At 24.0% G+C, this 21,713-nt stretch carries 22 protein-coding genes and 1 tRNA gene; 9 read left to right on the plus strand and 14 right to left on the minus strand.

From position 1 onward, the window contains the following. Positions 1–33 precede the first annotated feature (33 nt). Positions 34–1,044, plus strand: a complete 1,011-nt coding sequence (gene argF, locus AB4W55_RS01275) for an ornithine carbamoyltransferase (protein WP_367672228.1) — start codon at positions 34–36, stop codon at positions 1,042–1,044. Positions 1,045–1,146: 102 nt separating this feature from the next. On the opposite strand, the gene AB4W55_RS01280 is transcribed toward argF, so the two are convergent. From AB4W55_RS01280 to greA, 12 genes are all read right to left on the minus strand, one after another. Then, a complete protein-coding gene (locus AB4W55_RS01280; RefSeq protein ID WP_367672792.1) occupies positions 1,147–2,940 on the minus strand; it encodes a DEAD/DEAH box helicase in 1,794 nt (597 codons plus the stop codon). A gap of 158 nt (positions 2,941–3,098) precedes the next feature. After that, the gene (gene pnp / locus AB4W55_RS01285; RefSeq protein WP_367672230.1) at positions 3,099–5,198 is read right to left on the minus strand and encodes a polyribonucleotide nucleotidyltransferase; all 2,100 of its coding nucleotides are present in this window, start codon (positions 5,196–5,198) and stop codon (positions 3,099–3,101) included. Between the two features lie 226 nt (positions 5,199–5,424). Then, complete coding sequence (gene rpsO, locus AB4W55_RS01290) at positions 5,425–5,688, minus strand: 30S ribosomal protein S15 (protein ID WP_367672232.1); 264 nt, start codon at positions 5,686–5,688, stop codon at positions 5,425–5,427. A 48-nt stretch (positions 5,689–5,736) separates the two neighbouring features. Then, positions 5,737–6,618 (minus strand): tRNA pseudouridine(55) synthase TruB, encoded by an 882-nt coding sequence (truB, locus tag AB4W55_RS01295; protein WP_367672234.1) that lies wholly within the window; start codon positions 6,616–6,618, stop codon positions 5,737–5,739. A gap of 35 nt (positions 6,619–6,653) precedes the next feature. Beyond that, positions 6,654–7,076, minus strand: coding sequence for a 30S ribosome-binding factor RbfA (gene rbfA / locus AB4W55_RS01300; protein WP_367672236.1), 423 nt, complete (start codon positions 7,074–7,076; stop codon positions 6,654–6,656). Positions 7,077–7,158: 82 nt separating this feature from the next. Beyond that, the gene (infB, locus tag AB4W55_RS01305) at positions 7,159–9,363 is read right to left on the minus strand and encodes a translation initiation factor IF-2 (protein ID WP_367672238.1); all 2,205 of its coding nucleotides are present in this window, start codon (positions 9,361–9,363) and stop codon (positions 7,159–7,161) included. A gap of 152 nt (positions 9,364–9,515) precedes the next feature. Continuing rightward, entirely contained in the window at positions 9,516–10,799 is a 1,284-nt protein-coding gene (gene nusA, locus AB4W55_RS01310) for a transcription termination factor NusA (RefSeq protein ID WP_367672240.1), read from the minus strand. 142 nt (positions 10,800–10,941) lie between these two features. Beyond that, positions 10,942–11,029 (minus strand) — tRNA-Leu (locus AB4W55_RS01315). A 187-nt stretch (positions 11,030–11,216) separates the two neighbouring features. Then, the gene (gene secG / locus AB4W55_RS01320; protein WP_367672242.1) at positions 11,217–11,453 is read right to left on the minus strand and encodes a preprotein translocase subunit SecG; all 237 of its coding nucleotides are present in this window, start codon (positions 11,451–11,453) and stop codon (positions 11,217–11,219) included. A 150-nt stretch (positions 11,454–11,603) separates the two neighbouring features. Next, positions 11,604–13,481 carry an ATP-dependent zinc metalloprotease FtsH gene (ftsH, locus tag AB4W55_RS01325; RefSeq protein WP_367672244.1) on the minus strand — a complete coding sequence of 626 codons (1,878 nt, stop codon included), beginning with the start codon at positions 13,479–13,481 and terminating at the stop codon, positions 11,604–11,606. Continuing rightward, on the minus strand, positions 13,482–14,114 hold the full coding sequence (locus tag AB4W55_RS01330; protein ID WP_367672246.1) for an RlmE family RNA methyltransferase: 633 nt from the start codon (positions 14,112–14,114) through the stop codon (positions 13,482–13,484). Positions 14,115–14,226: 112 nt separating this feature from the next. Then, positions 14,227–14,703, minus strand: a complete 477-nt coding sequence (gene greA / locus AB4W55_RS01335; protein WP_367672248.1) for a transcription elongation factor GreA — start codon at positions 14,701–14,703, stop codon at positions 14,227–14,229. 220 nt (positions 14,704–14,923) lie between these two features. On the opposite strand from greA, the gene AB4W55_RS01340 reads away from it, so the two are divergent. The 4 genes from AB4W55_RS01340 (at position 14,924) to cgtA (ending at position 17,076) form a co-directional block, all read left to right on the plus strand. Then, positions 14,924–15,181, plus strand: a complete 258-nt coding sequence (locus tag AB4W55_RS01340) for a BolA family protein (protein ID WP_367672250.1) — start codon at positions 14,924–14,926, stop codon at positions 15,179–15,181. A 139-nt stretch (positions 15,182–15,320) separates the two neighbouring features. Then, positions 15,321–15,641: a 50S ribosomal protein L21 gene (gene rplU, locus AB4W55_RS01345; protein ID WP_367672252.1), complete on the plus strand. Its 321-nt coding sequence runs from the start codon at positions 15,321–15,323 to the stop codon at positions 15,639–15,641. 18 nt (positions 15,642–15,659) lie between these two features. Beyond that, positions 15,660–15,911 (plus strand): 50S ribosomal protein L27, encoded by a 252-nt coding sequence (rpmA, locus tag AB4W55_RS01350; RefSeq protein WP_367672254.1) that lies wholly within the window; start codon positions 15,660–15,662, stop codon positions 15,909–15,911. 160 nt (positions 15,912–16,071) lie between these two features. Then, positions 16,072–17,076, plus strand: a complete 1,005-nt coding sequence (gene cgtA / locus AB4W55_RS01355) for an Obg family GTPase CgtA (protein WP_367672256.1) — start codon at positions 16,072–16,074, stop codon at positions 17,074–17,076. Between the two features lie 93 nt (positions 17,077–17,169). Here cgtA and rpsI read toward each other — a convergent pair whose 3' ends face one another. Both rpsI and rplM read right to left on the minus strand, forming a co-directional pair. Then, the gene (gene rpsI, locus AB4W55_RS01360; RefSeq protein ID WP_367672258.1) at positions 17,170–17,562 is read right to left on the minus strand and encodes a 30S ribosomal protein S9; all 393 of its coding nucleotides are present in this window, start codon (positions 17,560–17,562) and stop codon (positions 17,170–17,172) included. Between the two features lie 17 nt (positions 17,563–17,579). Continuing rightward, on the minus strand, positions 17,580–18,008 hold the full coding sequence (gene rplM / locus AB4W55_RS01365) for a 50S ribosomal protein L13 (protein ID WP_367672260.1): 429 nt from the start codon (positions 18,006–18,008) through the stop codon (positions 17,580–17,582). Between the two features lie 274 nt (positions 18,009–18,282). Here rplM and AB4W55_RS01370 point away from each other — a divergent pair, with 274 nt between their 5' ends. The 4 genes from AB4W55_RS01370 (at position 18,283) to rimM (ending at position 21,688) form a co-directional block, all read left to right on the plus strand. Next, positions 18,283–19,419: a chorismate mutase gene (locus AB4W55_RS01370; RefSeq protein WP_367672262.1), complete on the plus strand. Its 1,137-nt coding sequence runs from the start codon at positions 18,283–18,285 to the stop codon at positions 19,417–19,419. Positions 19,420–19,490: 71 nt separating this feature from the next. After that, complete coding sequence (gene ffh, locus AB4W55_RS01375; RefSeq protein WP_367672264.1) at positions 19,491–20,843, plus strand: signal recognition particle protein; 1,353 nt, start codon at positions 19,491–19,493, stop codon at positions 20,841–20,843. 68 nt (positions 20,844–20,911) lie between these two features. Further along, entirely contained in the window at positions 20,912–21,163 is a 252-nt protein-coding gene (gene rpsP, locus AB4W55_RS01380; RefSeq protein ID WP_367672266.1) for a 30S ribosomal protein S16, read from the plus strand. A 12-nt stretch (positions 21,164–21,175) separates the two neighbouring features. Beyond that, on the plus strand, positions 21,176–21,688 hold the full coding sequence (rimM, locus tag AB4W55_RS01385) for a ribosome maturation factor RimM (RefSeq protein WP_367672268.1): 513 nt from the start codon (positions 21,176–21,178) through the stop codon (positions 21,686–21,688). Positions 21,689–21,713: the final 25 nt, after the last annotated feature.

Below are 21,713 nucleotides of genomic sequence, written 5' to 3' on the forward strand. Positions count from 1 at the left end.
TAAATAAATATAAAAATCTTAGGAGATTACATAATGAAAAGTTTATTTAAAAAACATATAATAAAAATATCGAATTTTAATAAACATGAAATTCAAAAAATTATTGAATTATCTTTATATTTAAAAAAAAATCGAAATAATCAACAGGAAATTCAATATTTAAAAAATAAAAAAATTGCATTAATTTTTGAACAAGAATCTACACGAACGAGATGTGCATTTGAAATTGCCGCTATTGAACAGGGAGCATATTCTAGTTATTTTGGACCAGGAAATATGCATCTCGGATATAAAGAGTCTATTATTGATACCGCTAAAATTTTAAGTAAAATGTATGATGGTATTCAGTATCGGGGAAATGATCATAATGTTATCAAAATCTTATCGAAATATGCTAGTGTTCCAGTTTGGAATGGATTAACTAATAAATATCACCCCACTCAATTAATTGCAGATTTATTAACTATGATAGAATTTTCAAGAAATAAAAATATATCTGAAATAATTTGTTCTTATTTAGGTGATGCTTCTAATAATATTGGAAATAGTTTAGTAGAATTAGCAGGAATTATGGGATTTCAATTAAACCTTATTGCTCCAAAAAAATATTGGCCAGATCAAAAAATACTCAATAAATACATAAAGAGCAATAATATTATTTGTACTGAAAATATTAATCAAGGAATATATCAATCTGATTTTATCTATACTGATGTCTGGGTCTCTATGGGAGAAACAGAAGATGCATGGAAAAAAAAGATTGAATTATTAAGAAAATATCAAGTTAATAAGAAAATTATTCAAATTGCACAAAATCCTAAAGTAAAAATTCTACATTGTTTACCAGCACTACATGATAAAAATACAAAAATAGGAAAAAAAATTTCTAATTTATACCAATTTAATGATGGTATAGAAATCACTAATGAAATTTTTGATAAATATAATCGTATTATTTTTCAACAAGCAGAAAATAGATTACATACAATTAAAGCAATACTAATAAGTACTTTAACTAATATAGAAAAATTAAAAATTTATTAACTATAAAGAATAATCACCCACATATGCCACAAAGTGGCATAATATCAATATATTTGAAATATATACCACTAAAATATATTCGAAATGTTATTTTAAATAATTTTAATTATATGTTTTTACATGATATTTTTTTTTTGAACGAATAATTCCTTTAACATCATGAGGTAATTTGGATATTACATGATTTTTATTTAACGATGATTTATACATATTATATAATTTTAATTTGATTGGTTTATTTAAAATACGAGTATGAGTTAAGTTTTTTAAAACATTTTTGGTAATATTTTTAGACAATTCAAGAACAGAATATCCTGGAAATATTTTAATGTTACCAATATTTCGACTATGAATATTACCCTCATTAGCAATTGCTCCAACTATATGACGAACTTCTATACCATCATTACTACCCACTTCAATACGATAGATATCCATAGATAATTTAGACTTATTATATTTTTCTATAGAATATGAACCCTTTTTAATATGTTCTTTTTTTTGAATGACAGAATTTAAATAAATTGATTTTTTTTTAAAATCACGCTGATAATATCTTTGAGATATATTGATTGCAGAATCTTTAGGAATAATTAATGAACGTTCCCCCTCTGCCATTTTTAATAAAGCAGCAGCTATTTTTTCTATTGTGAATTCTTTATTGGGATTAATTTTTAATAATAATTCAGAATATTTATCTAAATCCTTGCTCTTTAAATGTTCAAGTACTCTTTTAGAAAATTTTTCTAATCGATATTTACTTAATAATTCAATATTAGGAAGCATCACTTCTAAAATAGGTTGTTTCATAATTCTTTGAATATTTTTTAATAGTCGTTTTTCTCGAAATTCAACAAATAATAAAGCACGACCAGTACGTCCAGCACGACCAGTACGACCGATACGATGAATATAAGATTCTGCATCCATAGGAATATCATAATTAATAACAAAACTAATACGATCGACATCTAATCCTCTAGCAGCTACATCGGTTGCAATTAAAATATCTAATCTTCCATTTTTTAATCGCTCTAAAGTTTGTTCTCTTAATGTTTGATTCATATCACCATTTAGTGCTGCACTATTATATCCATTCTTCTCTAAAGTTTCAGATACTTCTAAAGTAGCGCTTTTAGTACGAACAAAAATAATAGTCGCCGAAAAATCTTCTGATTCCAAAAAACGTATTAAACCATCAGTCTTTCTACCCCGTACTATCCAATAGGTTTGTTTAATATTTGGTCGTGTCATAATATTAGATTGTATTTTAACTTCTTTAGGGTTTTTCATGAACCTTTTCGAAATTCGACGAATAACTTCAGGCATAGTAGCAGAAAATAGAGCTGTCTGATGATCAATGGGTATTTCTGATAAAATATTTTCTACATCTTCTATAAAACCCATACGTAACATTTCATCAGCTTCATCTAATACCAATCCCTTTAAATGTGATAAATTTAAAGTTCCTCTTCTTAAATGATCTAATAATCGTCCAGGAGTACCTACTACAATTTGAGGACCTTTTCGTAAAGCTTTTAATTGTACTTCGTATCTTTGTCCACCATATAATGGTAAAACTTTAATTCCTGTAATATATTTTGAAAATTCTGAAAACGATTCAGCCACTTGAACAGCTAATTCTCTTGTTGGTGCTAAAACTAAAACCTGTGGAAATTTCAAATTTAAAATAACATTATTTAATAAAGGTAATGAAAAAGCAGCAGTTTTACCACTACCAGTTTGTGCCATTCCTAACACATCTTTCCCTGATAATAAATATGGAATACACGCTTTTTGAATAGGAGAAGGTTTGACATAACCCATTTCTTGTAATGCTTTTACAATTAACGGATTCAAACCGAACGAAGAAAATATATTTTTAATTTGAATCATATAATGCATGTACCTCTCATAATAATAAAAGCCAGTTTACATAAATTATTATGAAAAATTTAATATTTTCATATAAAACATGCTAACCGGCAAAATAAATCATTTCATAAAAATATTAATATATAAATTCAAAACAATACAATAATTAAGATTATTATTTATATATGTTTAAATTTTTCTACTTCTTTTATACTAAGTCGTAAACGACCCTGACGATCAATTTCCAAAACCTTTACAGAAACTATTTGCTCTAATTTTAAATAATCTGTTACATTCTCAACTCGTTTGTTAGAAATTTGTGAAATATGTACTAAACCCTCTTTTCCAATACCAATAGAAACAAATGCACCAAAATCTGTAATACGAATTACTTTCCCTTGATATATCTTTCCTACCTGAATTTCTTCAGTAATTTCTTCAATACGTTGAATTGCATGTCTAGCATTTCTTTCCATAGTAGCAGAAATTTTAACAGTCCCATCATCCTGAATTTCAATTACTGTACCAGTTTCTTCAGTAAGCATACGAATTACAGAACCACCTTTCCCAATAACATCTTTAATTTTTAAGGGATTAATTTTAATAATATGAATTCTAGGAGCAAATTTTGAAATTTTTTTTCTTGGAATATCAAGAATTTTTTTCATTTTATTTAAAATATATATTCTTGCTTTTCTTGCTTCATATAAAGCATGTTTTAAAATTACATTTGTAATACCTTCTATCTTCATATCCATTTGTAATGCAGTAATTCCAATTTCATTACCAGCTACCTTAAAATCCATATCCCCTAAATAATCTTCATCTCCAATAATATCAGACAAAATAATATAATCTTCTCCTTCTTTTATCAAACCCATAGCAATTCCAGCAATATGTGATTTAATAGGAACTCCAGCATCCATTAATGCTAAAGAAGCACCACATACAGAAGCCATAGAAGAAGAACCATTAGATTCAGTAATTTCCGAGACTACCCGAACAGTATATGGAAATTCAGATAATTTGGGCATAATTGCTAATAAACTTCTTTTAGCTAAACGACCATGTCCAATTTCTCTTCTTTTAGGAGAACCTACTACACCAATTTCTCCAATAGAATAAGGAGGAAAATTATAATGAAATAAAAAATTATCTACCCGATCTCCTAATAATTCATCTAAATTTTGAGCATCACGGGATGTTCCTAGGGTGGCTGATACCAAAGACTGAGTTTCACCTCGAGTAAACAGAGAAGATCCGTGAACACGAGGTAATATTCCAATACGAATATCTAAAGGTCTAATAACACTTGGTTTTCGACCATCAATATGACATTTGTCACGTAAAATTTTTTCTCTGACAATAATTTTTTCAATCTCATATAAAATATCCTGAAATTCATATTCTTCTAAAATTATACCTTTATCTTGTAATTGTTTAAAAATATCATTCTTAATTATCTCTAATTGTTCAGAACGTTTTTTTTTCTCAAAAATACAATATGCTTGAATAATTTTAGGATGAGATAATTCTAAAATTTTGTAAAAAAACTGATGATTTCTAATATTGTATGGAATATAATTCCAGGATTTTATACCTACATCACTACAAAATAGAATAATATTGTCAATTAAAACTTGTTGTTGTTGATGTCCAAATAAAATTGCATCTAAAACTTGTTTTTCATTTAATAATGATACTTCTGCTTCTACCATTAAAATAGCATTTTTGGTACCAGAAACAATTAAATCCAATTCAGTATCTTGCATATCTTCTACTGTAGGATTTAAAATATATTCATTTTTAATATAACCTACTCTAGCAGCTCCAATTGGACCTAAAAATGGAACACCAGATAATTTTAATACTACTGACGCTCCAATAATAGCAACAATATCAGGATTAATTTGCGAATTTACAGAGACAACAGTAGCAATAATCTGTACTTCATGAAAAAAATCTTTCAAAAATAACGGACGAATAGGACGATCAATTAATCTTGAAATAAGAATTTCATTTTCACTCGGTCGCCCTTCTCTACGAAAAAAACCACCAGGAATACGACCTGCAGCATAAGTTCTTTCTTGATAATTAATAGTAAGAGGAAAAAATTTTTGACCAGTAGCTGATGTTTTATTTACAACAGCAGTAACTAATACAGAAGTATCATCCATAGTTACCATAACAGCTGATGTTGCTTGACGTGCAACCATTCCAGTTTCTAAAGTAACCGTATGTCGACCATATTGAAATTTTCGAATAATTGAATTTAACAAAATCACATCCTTGACTTACATTAAAAATTTTATATTATATATTAAAATCTTAATATTAATTCACCTAAGTTAATAATCACTATTTATAAAATAAATAGCATTTTAATATTATTTTGATAAGAATATCATATCACAAAAAAGGGCTAATATAGCCCTTTATTATAAACTATTTCATATTCATCAAATATTTAAAATATAAGAAAAAATTTTAGAAATTTATAATATTTTAACGACGCAATCCTAAATCCTGAATTAAAATATTATATTGAGGTAAATTTTTAGTTTTTAAATAATCTAATAATTTTCGTCTACGCGATACCATTCTTAATAAACCGCGTTTGCTAGAAAAATCATGTTTATGAGTATCAAAATGCTGTTTTAAATAATTAATCTTATAACTTAGTAATGCTATTTGTACTGAAGAAATACCACTATTCTCTACATACTGTCCGTATTTTAAAATAATATCTTTCCTATTAAACGCTTTCATACAACAACACCAACCTTAAATGAAATAAAACAACTTAAAATATATAAATTAAATATTTAATAATTTATATGAAATTAACTCTCCTAAATTTCCAACCATACCTATTATAAATATTTTTTTATTTTCTTTAATAGTAATTCTTACAAAACTATTTCGTGTTAGAGGAATTGGACAAAATTTTTGTTTTTGATAGAGTGTAGATAAAGAATCAATTTTAATTTCAGGTAATGTAAAAAAAATATCCTTTAACGATAATAATAAATTGAACATAATGTTATTATTATCTAACGCATCAGAAAATTGACGTAACTTATATAAATTCATGAAATTTATAGCCTTTGAAACATGATATATACCAACCATTAATCTCCTTAAAAAAATTACATGTGCTCCACATTTTAACAATTTTCCTAAATCATGAATTAATGTACGAATATACGTTCCTTTCGAACAAGTAATTTCCAATTCAACTATTTCGTTATTAAACTGAATACAATTAATATGATATATAAATACTGTTCTTTGAATTTTAGGAACAGAAATATTTTTCCGAGCATATTTATATAATGGCAAACCTTGATATTTAATTGCTGAATAAACTGGAGGAAATTGAATAATTTTACCTTGAAAATTCTGTAAAGCATTATAAAATTCAATTTGGGTAAAATTAATTGAATGAGTTTCTACAATAGATCCTTCAGAATCATAAGTAGAAGTAACTTGACCTAATTTGCCAATCACATGATATGACTTTATTGAATTTGTTAAATAATTTGATAATTTAGTTGCTTCACCAAAACAAATAGGTAAAATGCCTGTTGCTAATGGATCTAATGTACCTATATAGCCAGCTTTATGAGCTCTAAAAATTTTTTTAATTTTTTGTAATGCCTGATTGGAAGATATGCCTTGGGGTTTGTCTAATAACAATACACCATGAATATTTTTTTTTTAAAATATGCATTTTATAAGCTTTTTGAAGTTGTTTTATTATTCTTATTATTTTTTAAAGAAGATTTAATTATATTAGAAATTTTCATTCCAGTAAGTAAAGAACTATCATGATAAAAATATAAAATTGGAATTTTTCGTAAATTAAATCTTTGATACAATAATTTTCGTATATAATTAGAAGAATTCTGTAATATATTTAATATTTCAGAAATTTTATATTTACTATTAAAAAAATTTTTTGCATTACTATACTGTTCTAAATAACTAAAAAATATTTTTGCACAGGATAAATCACGAGATACACGTACCATAGAAATTGTAACTAAAAAATTAATTCTAGGATCTTTAATATATCGCATTAAAATAATTGATATTTCTTTTTTTAATTCCTGCGAAACACGAATAGCACGTGTAAAATTTTTTTTTTGATTCAATTGAGGGTATTTCATAAAATTTAAAAAATATTGTTAAAAGTAATTAAATAAAATAAATACATAAAATAAATTTTAAAACACGCTATATTTGAGTATTTTCAAATGATTCAATAATATCACCAACACAAATATCATGATATTTTTTTATTCCAATTCCACATTCTTTACCGCTACTCACTTCTTTGACATTTTCTTTAAATCTCCTTAATGAATCTAATTCACCCTCATGTATTATATTATTTCCGCGTAGAACTTTAACTGGATTAGTACGCTTAATTATTCCGTCTATAACCATTACTCCAGCAATGACAGAACATTTAGAAGTTTTAAAAATATTACGAACTTCTGCTTTTCCAACGTGTTTTACTTGATACGCAGGAGAAATCATGTTTTTCATAGATGATTTTATAGCCTTTATAATATCATATATTACTGTATAATAATATGTACTAACTTTCTCTTTCTGAATCATCTGCTTTGCTAAATAATTAGATTTTACGTTAAAACCAATAATTTTAGCCCGAGAAGCTATAGCTAAAGAAACATCAGTTTCAGTAATATCTCCAACATTGGAACTAATAATTTTTATTTCTATAGATGGAATAGATAAAGATTGTACTGTATGAACAATTGCTTCTAAAGAACCTTGAGCATCAGCTTTTAAAATTAAATTAAGTTTAGAATTCGATTCATTTTGTAAATCCTGAAACATGTTTTCAATATTAGATGTTTTATAAGTCAAAAATTTATCTTCTCTAGACCTTTTTTTTCTATATAAAGCAACTTCTCGTGCTTGTTTTTCGGTTGTTACAACATTAAATATATCTCCACTAATAGGAATGCCTGATAATCCTAATATTTGTACTGGAATAGCAGGTTCAGCAATTTGTAATTCTTTTCCAAACGCATCAAGAATTAAACGAATCTTGCCATATTCAAAGCCACATAAAATAATATCCCCTTTCTTTAAACTACCTTCTTTAATTAAAATAGTAGCTATTGGACCTTTACTACTATCTAAAAAAGATTCAATAACTACACCAGAAGCCATACCAGAATATGTAGTAGTTAATTCTAATAATTCAGATTCTAATAATATCGCGTTTAATAAATCATTAATTCCTTGACCTGTTTTTGAGGAAATGGTAACAAATACATGTTTACCACCCCATTCTTCTGGAATAATATCATGTTTCATTAATTCTTTTTTGACGTTTTCAGGATTAGAATCTAATTTATCAATTTTATTAATTGCTACAATTAATGAAACATTAGCAGCTTGAACATGTTGAATAGCTTCAATTGTTTGAGGTTTAACACCATCATCTGCTGCAACAACTAATATTACAATATCTGTAATCTGTACTCCTCGGGCTCTCATTGAAGTAAAAGCAGCATGTCCAGGGGTATCTAGAAAAGTTATCACTCTATTATTGTTTTTAACATGATAAGCACCAATGTGTTGTGTAATTCCTCCAGATTCGTTTAAAGCAATACGAGTAGAACGAATATAATCTAATAAAGAAGTTTTACCGTGATCAACATGACCCATAATAGTTACAATAGGCGGCCTAGTTTGTTTAGTATATTTTTGATTTTCGATATTACGATAATTAATTATTGAATCTTCTAATTTATTATCATTACGTAAAATTACCTTATGTCCCATTTCTTCTATTACTAATTGTGCTGTTTCATGATCAATAACTTGATTTATAGTAACTACAACACCCATGCGTATCATTCTTTTTATTAATTCAGATACTTTTATTGAAAGTTTATTAGATAATTCTAATATTGTAATAGTCTTATTAAGAATAATTTCTCTTGAAATAAAATTAGAAGGTTTAGTAAAATTTTGTTGTAAAACACTACCTCTTTTATTATAAAGAACATGTTTTTTTTTACGCAAACGAATTTTCGGAATTTCAGTCTCTTTAGTGTTATCATAATATTTTAATTTATTTTGATAATTTGTATATTTAATATTTTTAATATTAGAGTACTTATTTTTTTCAATCAATTTCTTTTTTTCATTATCTTTTTTAGTTACATGTAAAAATTTTTTAACATGATTATTTGAAATAGAATCTTTAACAAAAAATTCAGAAGATAAAAAAGAATTAATTTTATTTGAACATTGTAAAATACATAATAATTTAATAATTATTATTTTATAATTATTACTATAATTTCTACTAATAATTACAAAAAATATTTTCTTTAAAAATGGTATTTGATAAAATAACATTTTAAAAATTAAATATCTTAAATTAATTTCTTTCATGATCTCACCTTATATAAATTTAATTAATTATTTAATAAATAAATATTACAACCAATAATCTACTGTAAAATCAATAAAATTTTTAAATATTTATATTTATAAAATTTTAAATAAAATAACTTAATTAATTTTATATTATAAAAACAATAATTTTAACCAATCACGTTATAATATTTTTTATTTTTAAGATTATTCGAAAAAAAAATATTAGTTGTTGTTTTAATAAAATGTGCTGTTTTTCTATCTATTCCTGGAATATTTAATAAATCAGAATACGAAATATACATTAAATCTTTTAATGAAGATAACCCAAATTGAATTAAAGAAGTTATAATCTTTCTATTAAAATTAAAATATTTTATAAATACATTATGAAAATGATACGTAGATTTTTGATCTTCACCCATAATATCTACAATAATAATATTTAACGACCAACCAAGTAATTGAGAAGCTAAACGAACATTTTGGCCATTTTTCCCAATTAATTGAGATATGTTTTCGGAATCAACAAATATATCTATGAAATGATTATTTTTATGAATTACAAGATCATGAATATCAGCTGGTGCAATCACATTCATAGCAAACTTAGAAAGATTATTATCCCATAAAATAATATCTATTCGTTCACCTTGTAATGTATTAGAAATTGATCGAATTCTATTACCTCTCAAACCAATGCAAGCACCAACTGGATCAATTCCATTATCAATAGATTCAACTGCAATTTTTGAACGATAACCAGGATCACGAGCAATAGATTTAATTTTAATTAAACCTTCTTTAACTTCTGGTATTTCAATATTAAGTAATGCTAATAACATTCGAGAATTTGATTGACTAAGTAATAGTTTTATATGATCAATCATGAAATACACCGCACATAACACTCCTTTTACTTTATCACCAATCCTAATATTTCTGATTGATAACATATCTGATCTATATATAACAGCTTCTACAAATTCTCTCACCAATAAAATAATATATGTATTTTTAATTAACTTGACTGTACCTATAATAATTTGACCTTTCTGATTATAAAATTCATCAAGCATGATTAACTGTTTTTCTTCTTGAACTTTTTTAAAAATAATTTTTTTAGCTTCTTTAGTATTTATGTGATGTAGGGTTATTGAAGTGATTTGATCTTGTATGAAATCATTTAATTTTATTTTTTTTTTTTGGATTTTTGCTTTTTTAAAAGCTATTTGTCGATCTGGTTGAATAACTTTTGAAACGACCATCCAACGACGAAAAACATTAAAATCACCATTTATTTTATTAATAAATAATCGAATATCCTTAAAATACGAATACTTACATTTAATAGAAATAGACAATGCGTTTTCTAAAACTTCAAAAATTTTTTCTTGAGATAATAATTCTTTATCAGAAATAGACTTTACAAGAAATAAAATTTCTTTATTCATTAATAACCTCAAAACACTAAAATATAAAAAATATCAATACAAAAAAATACATATATCAAATCGAAAAAAAATAATTCTAAAAATAATAAAATCATAATTTATAAAAATAAAAATTAATTAATGATATTTTGAAAATATTTTATACCGAGAATGGGATTTGAACCCATAAGCTATAATCAATAGCACTACCCCCTCAAAGTAGCGTGTTTACCTATTTTCACCATCTCGGTATAATAATAAAGTTAAATAACACAATAAAATATTCAAAATAATGCAAAATAATCTTATATAATTATCATTAAAATAATTTATTATGTTTTAAATAATATAAAATATTTCATATATTTAAACAATTAATGAAAATTTTTTAAATATTTTTAATTTTATCAAAAAAAAAAAAAAAATAATTTAATATTATTAAACTCTATGACTGTTTAAAATGGATATTAAAAAACACAAAATCAAAAAACATGCTGCAAAAATGTTTTTTATCTTATAAATTAAAGTATTTTTAAAAATAGATTTATTTAACGATTGCAAATGATGATTATTTAAAGAATAAGATAAATTATTATTTCTTTCTGAATTGCATACAATTAAAAAAATTAAAGAACATGAAATAAAAACAAATAAAAATAAAATTATATTATACATAATTGTATTATAATATGCTAATGGAATTAAAATAATTAATATATGATATTTAAAATTTTAAAATATATAAATATTTTTTAAAAAATCTTTTTTTTTAATAAAATAATTATATAAAAAATTATAATTTTAAGGAAAATAATTTTAAAAAAACTAATTAATATTTAATTCCCAACCTATGGGATCTTTAATTGTTTTTCTAGACATTAAATCATTAATTTGATTAGAATCAATAGTTTCATATTTCATTAACGCATCTTTCATAGCATGCAAAATATCTAAATTTTCATGTAACAATTTTTTAGCTCGATTATAATTTTTTTGAATTAATAATTTGACTTCTTCATCAATAATTCTAGATGTTTCATTAGATAAATAGCTTGCGTATACAGATTGACTAAAAAATAGTTTATTTTCATCATCATCAGAATACAATAATGGACCAAGCTTTTCTGAAAAACCCCATTTAGTTATCATATTACGTGCTATTCGAGTTGCTACTTTAATATCATTCATTGCTCCGGTAGATACTTTATAGGGTCCATAAATAATTTCTTCTGCTAATCGACCGCCATATAAAGTTGATATTTGACTTTCTAATTTTTCTCTACTGATACTAACAGCATCAAATTCTGGTAAAAAAATTGTTACTCCTAAAGCAAGACCTCTTGGAACTATGGTTACTTTATGTGCCGGATCATGTTCTGGAACTAACCTTCCAATAATTACATGACCTGACTCATGATATGCAGTTAATTCTTTTTGGGTTTCAGTCATAATCATAGAACGTCTTTCAGACCCAATAATCATTTTATCTTTCGCTTTTTCAAAATCTGACATAGAAACAATTTGATGGTTTGATCTTGCTGCAAATAAAGCAGACTCATTCACTAAATTAGATAAATCAGCTCCAGAAAAACCAGGAGTTCCTCGAGCAATAATCATAGGATCTACATCAGGTGAAACAGGAATATTTTTCATATGTACTTTTAAAATTTTTTCTCTACCCCTAATATCCGGAAGTGAAACTATCACTTGACGATCAAACCTACCAGGTCTTAATAAAGCAGGATCTAAAACATCAGGTCTGTTTGTTGCAGCGATTAATATAATTCCCTCATTACCTTCAAATCCATCCATTTCAACTAACATTTGATTTAAAGTTTGTTCTCGCTCGTCATTTCCACCTCCTAAAGCACTACTCCTTTGACGACCAACAGCATCAATTTCATCAATAAAGATTATACAAGGTGCTGATTTTCTAGCATGATCAAATACATCTCTCACTCTAGATGCTCCTAAGCCTACAAACATTTCAACAAAATCTGAACCTGATAATGTTAAAAATGATACTTTTGCTTCTCCTGCAATAGCTTTTGCTAATAAAGTTTTACCAGTTCCTGGGGGACCAATCATTAAGATTCCTTTTGGAATTTTACACCCTAATTTTTCAAATCGTTTAGGTTCTTTAAGATATTCAACTAATTCCCTAACTTCTTCTTTAGCCTCATTACACCCAGCAACATCAGCAAAAGTAGTTTTAATTGGATTTTCAGAAAATATGTGCATTTTACTCTTCCCAAAAGAATTAGAATTCTTAAGGTGATTTTTTTTTACATGATTAAGCAAATAAACCCATATCCCAATTAATAACATGGTTGGAAACCAAGAAATAAAAATAGATAATAAAATATTTGTTTCTTTTGGAGCACGACCAGTAACAGTAATGCCATGTGATAATAATTGATTCAGTAATTTGCTATCATGTAATGGAATATAAGTAGTATATGTACTTTTGTCTTTTTTAATAATATCAATTAAACTACCATCTACATAAATTTCTTTAATTTCGTTTTTATTTATAGAAGATATAAATGTAGTATAATCAATATTATGATTTTTTTTATCAATTACATGAATACCAAAACATATAAGTATAAAAAAAAAGATTGTTATTAACCAAAAAATAAAACTTTTAGATATTTCATTCAAAAGATTAACCTCATCATTGTTATAATTATTAAAAAACACTTAAAAATTATTTTTTTTATTCATTGCTAATATAAATAATTCACGCGAACGATTTCGAGAAGCATGAGGTTTACAAATTTTTACTATTTTAAAAATAGAACGTATTTTATTTAAATAATTTTTGAATTTCTCTCCTTGAAAAATTTTAATTAAAAAAACACCTGTATTTGACAATATTTTTAAAGTAATATTAAGCGCAAAATTCGATAAAGAAAAAGCATTAGGTATATCAATTGAAGATATTCCTGTAATATTGGGAGACATATCCGACATAACTAAATCAATTTTACGAGATTTTAAAATATCTAATAAAGATTGAAATACTTCTGGTTTCGTGATATCACCATGTAAAAAAAATACTCCTTTTATTTTAATCATAGGATTGATGTCACAGGCTATAACTAATCCTTTATTTCCAATTTTTTTAATTGCATATTGTGACCAACTTCCAGGAGAAGAACCTAAATCTAAAACATATGCACTTCGTTTAAATATATTGTATTTTAAATTAATTTGATCCAACTTAAACCAGGCTCGAGAACGAATTCCACACAAATGAGTATGTTTCACATAAACATCACGAAAATGCTCCGATAACCAACGATTTGAACTATAAGATCGTTTTTTTTTCATACTTGTAAAATAAATTAAAAAATAATAATATTTATATTTTAAAACGAAAATCTTAAAATTAAATATTGATATGAATATTAAAAAATATTATTGAATAATAAAATATGAAATATTAAATATATTTAACACATAATACTTTATAATTTACTAAGCCTGATGGAGTTTCTATTGAAACAATATCAGATTCCATGGTTCCAATTAAACCTCGAGCTAAAGGGGAATTAATTGAAATTAAGTGATTTTTAAAATCAGCTTCATCATCTCCTACAATACGAACCTCTAAAAATTTATTAGTATCTATATTTAATATACTAACAGTGGAACCAAATATTACTTTTCCGTTAAATGGAATATTTTTAATATCAATAATTTGAACTGAATTTAATTTTAACTCAATATTTTTAATTTTTCTTTCATAAAACGCCTGTTGTTCCCTTGCTGCATGATATTCAGCATTTTCTTTTAAATCACCATGTTTTCTAGCTTTTGAAATCTCAGAAATAATTTCCGGTCTTTTATATCTTATAAGTTGATGTAATTCTTTTTGAAGTTTTTTGAAACCTGATAAGGTAATTGGGGTTTTAAACATAAATAAAATCCTACAAATATAATTAAAACATATAAATATAATAGACATATATTATCGAAAATAATACAATACTCTATATAATTAAATATATTTAACAATCTCAAATTAAAAATAAACCACTAAAATATCAAACATGTCATTCTAAAATAAAAAAATATTGATATAAAAAAAATCAAATAATTTATCTATAATAATTTAAAATCTTTTAATTGGTTGAAATATGAATACTTTAGAAATAGAATCTTGCATAAAAAAAGCAGTAGAATTAAATAATATATATATCATAGGTGACTTAAATCATATAAAAATTATTGCTATAGGAAATATATTTATTGGTATGAATAATGTTCAAAAACAACAAATTATTTATAAACCAATTACAAAATATATTATGAAAAAAAAAATTCATGCGATCTCGATTTATACTTTTACACTAAAAGAATGGGAGAAAAAAAAGGGTAATTTTTTTGTAAATTGATTAAATTAAATTAAGATGTAATTAATATAATTTTTATAAAATATTATATTAATAAAAGAAGGATAATAAATAGATATATCGTGTTACAATAAGTTAATTAAATGAAAAATGTGTAAGATTAAACAGAGGAATATAATGTATGTATGCAATATTTTCTAATGGCGGAAAACAATACCAAGCCAAAATCGGTCAAACTATTCGTTTAGAGAAAATTAATCTCAACCAAGGAAAACAAATTAAATTTCATAATATTTTGATGATAGTAGATAATAATAATATCCAAATTGGAAAACCAAAAATATTAAATTCTTTTGTTTTAGGAGATATTATACAACATGGAAAAAATAAAAAAATAAAAATCATTAAATTCAATCGCAGAAAACATTATAAAAAAACACAAGGACACAGACAAAATTTTACAGATATAAAAATTATAAGTATTCAACACTCTACAACATAAAAATACAAAGGAGAACGTATGGCGCATAAAAAAGCAGGTGGTTCAACAAGAAATGGAAGAGATTCAAGATCTAAAAGATTAGGGATTAAACATTTTGGGGGAGAACAAATTAAATCAGGATCAATTATTATTAGACAAAGAGGAACAAAATTTCATCCTGGAAATAATGTAAAAATAGGAAAAGACCATACAATATTTGCAACAAAATCAGGAAAAGTAAAATTCGAAATTAAAGGATTAAAACAAAAAAAATACATTAGTATTATTTAAATAAATCATTTTTATATTATGATATACCAATAAGATATATTATTATTCTTAAATAATAAAATAAATTAATTAAATATTAATAATTCATTATATAATAAAATGTAATAATATTACTTAGTATTAATTGCTATATAAAAAAATATCGTGAGACCTAAGTATTATGAAATTTCTAGATCAAATTAATATTCGTGTTATAGGTGGAAACGGAGGTAATGGATGCATTCACTTTAGAAGAGAAAAGTATATCCCTAAAGGTGGACCAGATGGTGGAAACGGAGGTAATGGAGGAAATATCTGGATACAAACCGATCAAAATTTAAATACATTAATTGATTATAGATTTAAAAAATATATTATTGCTCAAAATGGAGAGCATGGAAAATCAAAAAATCGATCTGGAAAAAATGGAAAAGATATTATTCTAAAAGTACCTCTCGGTACTAGAATAATCTCATTAGAAACCAGTGAAATTATTTCAGATTTAACAAAAAATAACCAAAAAATATTAATAGCAAAGGGTGGTTATAAAGGTATTGGAAATGTTCGTTTTAAATCTTCTACAAACCGTACCCCGTATCAAAATACTTTAGGAAAACCAGGAGAAAGTCGCGATATCAAGTTAGAATTAATTCTTATTGCAGATGTTGGAATATTAGGTTTACCTAATTCAGGGAAATCCACATTAATACAATCAATTTCTCAAGCTAAACCAAAAATAGGAGAATATCCTTTTACAACTTTGATTCCAAATTTAGGAACAGTTTATTTAAATAATCAAAAAAAATTTATTATTGCAGATATTCCGGGTATAATAAAAGGAGCTTCTTTAGGATTAGGTTTAGGTATAAACTTTTTAAAACATTTAGAAAGATGTCATGTAATATTACATTTAGTAGATTTTTCACCTAAAACTAATATTATTTTAAAAAACATCAATATTATTGAAACAGAACTTAAAGCATACAGCATGAAATTATATAATAAAATTCAATGGATAATTTTTAATAAAATTGATAAATTAACACCAAAAGAAATTAAAAAAAAAATTTCATGTGTAGAAAAAAAAATTAAAAAAAAGCCAAATATGTTCTTTATTTCTGGAATAAATAAAATTGGAACATATGAATTATCTGTTAAAATATTTCAATATCTCAAAAATGAATAAATATAACATTTTTATATAATTGATCTTTAATGATTTAAAATCCGGATAATCTAATATTCCGGATTATATAAAAATATATGAATGAATATAATGTTATCTTTTTGAAAATTGTGGTTTTTTTCTAGATTTTTTAAGTCCAATTTTTTTTCTTTCTACTTTACGAGAATCTCGAGTAACAAAACCCGCTTCCCTTAAGCTTGATCTAAATAATGAATCGTATTTTATTAAAACACGAGTAATTCCTTGTCGGATTGCTCCAGCTTGACCAGAAGTACCACCACCTTTCACTGTAATATATAAATTTATTTTATCTAACATATTAGTTAATTTTAATGGACTTAAAATCACCATACGAGTAATTTCCAGAGGAAAATATTGTAAAAAAGATCTTTTGTTAACTGTAATATTACCTAATCCTATTTTTAAAAAAACACGAGCAGAAGAACTTTTACGACGACCTGTAGCATAATATTGAAAATTAATCATTTTATAATATACCTAAATTATATATCTAAAAATTTGGGTTTTTGAGCGTAATGATTATGCTCATTAAAAGCATAAACCTTCAATTTACTAAATATTATTCGTCCCAATGGACCTTTTGGTAACATGCCTTTTACAGCATGAGAAATAATTCTTTCAGGGAAATTCAATAACATTTCTTGAAAAGATATTTTTTTTATACCACCAACATACCCAGTATGTCGATAATAAAATTTTTTTAGTTTCTTATTACCGGTGACTATAATTTTTGAAGCGTTTAAAACGATAATATAATCTCCAAAATCAAGATAAGGAGTATATTTTGTTTTATGTTTTCCTTTTAAATAATAAGCTATCTTTGAAGCAAATCTTCCTAAGATTTTATCAGTCGCATCTACATAATACCATTTTTTTTTAATATCATTACAATCGTTTGAAATAATTTTCATAATAACCACCTAAAATTCTTAAAATCAATAAATATTAAGTATATAAAATACATTTAAAATATTAAACACAATATATTTCTTTAAATTACAAAAAATTAATTAAATAGCGCTTTGATCAATAAATATGATACAATCAATATTTTCAAATTAAACAAAATATAAAACATATTATTTTAAAAAAATATATTTAAAATCAAAAAAAAAGAAATAAATAAGTATATTAATATAAAAAATAATATTTAAAACTTTACCGTTCTATTAGGTACAGAAAAATATGAACCTTAAAAATACTTTACTTGAATTAAGAAAAAAAATTAATATTATTGATAAAAAATTACTAATTTTATTATCTCAAAGAAGAAATATTGCAATTCAAATAGCAAAAAATAAAATTATTAATCAATACCCTATTCGAGATAAAAAAAGGGAAAAAGAATTACTTGAAAAATTAATTATTTTTGGAAAAAAAAAATTACTTTCTAAAAATTATATCCAAGAAATCTTTGAAAGAATTATTCAGGATTCTGTTATAATACAAAAAAAAATACAAAAAAATATCAATATATATGAATATTTAAAAACACCAACATTTTCTATTCTTGGACCTAAAGGATCTTACTCTTATATTGCTGCTACACAATATGCAAAAAAAAAATATGAAAATTTTCAAATTATTGAACATACCAATTTCTATAAAATTTTTCAAGCAGTAGAAAATAAACAATCAAATTATGGAATTATCCCCATTGAAAATCGTTCTTCTGGTTTTATTCAAGAAGTATATGATCTACTATATAATACCAATCTATATATCGTAGAAGAATTAATAATTCCTATTAATCATTGCTTACTAGTAAAACCAAGCACATATATTGAAGATATAAAAATTGTTTATAGCCATAGTCAACCATTCCAACAATGTAAAAATTTTATGGAAAAATTTCCAAACTGGAAAACGGAATATACTGAAAGTACTTCATGTGCAATTGAAAAAGTTTCTCGAAGCAAAAAAAATAATACTGCTGCAATCGGTAATGAAAATACTGGAATAATTCATGGATTACAATCTATTCGTAAAAACATTGCTAATTATCAAAACAACCAAACTCGTTTTATCGTGCTCACTAATGAAAAAATTCATACTGCTTCAATGAAGACATCAAAAATAATACTTATGATAAATATCCTTAAAAAACAATATAAATTATCTAATATATTACTATTATTTAAGATAAATAAAATATCGATTCTAAAAATCGAATCAAAAAAATATATTAATAAAAATTTTATAAAGGAAACATGCTATATTGAAATTCAAAAATTTCTAAAACAAAAAACCCTAGAAAATATATTATTTTTATTAAAAGAAAAAAATATATCTATAAAATTTATAGGATGTTATCCAACATAAAAATATTGTATTCCAAAATTTAAGGAATAAAATTAAAATATAATAATTATCATCATCATTGAGTAATAATTATGTTTAATAATATTAAAAAAAAATTTATATCAATAATTAAAAATATTTCTGGTCAAGGTAGAATTACAGAAAAAAATATTCAAAATACTTTAAGAGAAATTAGAATAACTTTATTAGAAGCAGATGTTCCATTAATAGTAATTAACAAATTTATAAAAAATGTAAAAAAGTTTGCAATTGGAAAACATGTTAATAATAGTTTAACTCCCGGTCAGGAATTTATTAAAATTATTAAAAATGAATTAATATCTATTATGGGAAAAGAAAAAAATAATATTATTTTTTCCAAAAAAAAAATATCTATATTTTTAATTATTGGATTACAAGGATCTGGAAAAACAACTACTGTAGGAAAATTAGGAAAATTTCTTAAAATTAAACATAATAAAAAAATCTTAGTTAGCTCTGCAGATACTTATAGACCGGCAGCAATAGAACAATTAAAAATTTTATCAAAAAAATCAAATATTGATTTTTTTCAACCAAAACAAAATAGTAATCCTATTGAAATTAGCAAGCAGGCTGTACAAGAAGCAAAAAATAAATTATATGATATTCTAATATTAGATACAGCTGGTCGATTACATATTGATAATAATATGATGCATGAAATCAAAAATATTCAAAATATTATAAAACCAACAGAAATCTTATTTGTATTAGATGCTATGATGGGACAAGATGCACTTCATACAGTAAAAGTATTTAATCAATTTATTTCAATATCAGGTATAATTTTAACTAAATTAGATAGTGATACTAGAAGTGGATCTGCTTTTTCAGTAAACTATATTGTGAAAAAACCCATTAAATTTATCGGTATAGGAGAAAAAATTAATGATTTAAAAATTTTCGAACCAAAAAAAATCGTTTCTCGTATTTTAGGAATGGAAAGTGTTTTATCTATTATAAAAAAAATCGATAAAAAAATCAATCGTCAAGATATAAAAAAAATAAATGAAAAAATTACAAAACAATATAAATTTAACTTAAATGATTTTAAATTACAGATTATACAGATGTCTAAAATAGGAGGTATAAAAAATATTATAAAACAATTGCCTATGAAATTATCAAACAACTATCAAATGCCAAAAAACCAAGAAAAAAAATTTTTAATAAAAATGGAAGCTATCATTAATTCAATGACACCACATGAAAGAAATAATCCAAATATTATTAAAGGATCAAGAAAAAGAAGAATAGCTAATGGATCAGGAACTAATGTACAAGAAGTTAATCAATTATTAAGAAAGTTTGATGAATCAAATAAAATGATGCAACATATAAAAAAAAAGGGAACACGAACAATATTACAAAATTTTAAAAATATTATCAAAAATATATTTTAATACATATTAAAATATAAAATTTTTTAATATTTTATACAATGTAAAAATATCTATCAAACAGAGGAAATATGGTAAAAATTAGATTAGTTTTACAAGGTTCTAAGAAAAAACCATTTTATAAAATAGTTGTAGCGGATAGTAGATTCCCAAGAAATGGAAGATTTATTGAACAAATTGGTTTTTTTAATCCAAATACCAAAGATCAAACAAAGAAAATTCATTTTAATGTTAATAGAATTCAATATTGGATTAAAAATGGAGCTAAATTGTCTGATAGAACAAAATATTTAATTAAACAAAATAATCTAATAGAAAAATAATCATATTAAAATATGGATCAATTAATTAAACCAATCATTATCGGAAAAATAGGAACTTGTTATGGAATTTTAGGATGGAATAAATTAACTTCTTATACTGAAAATAAAGAAAATATTTTAAAATATAATAAATTTTTTATACAAAAAAATAATCGATGGAAAAAAATAAGTATATTAAAAAAAAAAATACATTATAATACAATAATTATAAAAATTGATAACATTAATAATAGAGAAGATGCTAAAAAAATTACTAATAAATTAATTGCAATTGATGAAAAAACATTACCTGATTTAAAAAAAAACGAATATTATTGGAAAGATATTATAAATTGTGATGTATTTACAATAAATAAGAAATATTTAGGAAAAGTAGATTATATTATTCGAGAAAAAATTAATGATTTACTTAGTATAAAAAAAAATAAATACCAAAAAAATGCAATACTAATCCCATTTATTCAAAAAAAAATTATTAAAAATATTGATATTTTAAATAAAAAAATTTATATCAACCATCAATAATATATTATGAAATAATTACCTTAAA

The sequence above is a fragment of the Buchnera aphidicola (Symydobius americanus) genome (assembly GCF_964059135.1).
GTDB classification, from domain to species: domain Bacteria; phylum Pseudomonadota; class Gammaproteobacteria; order Enterobacterales; family Enterobacteriaceae; genus Buchnera_L; species Buchnera_L aphidicola_AJ.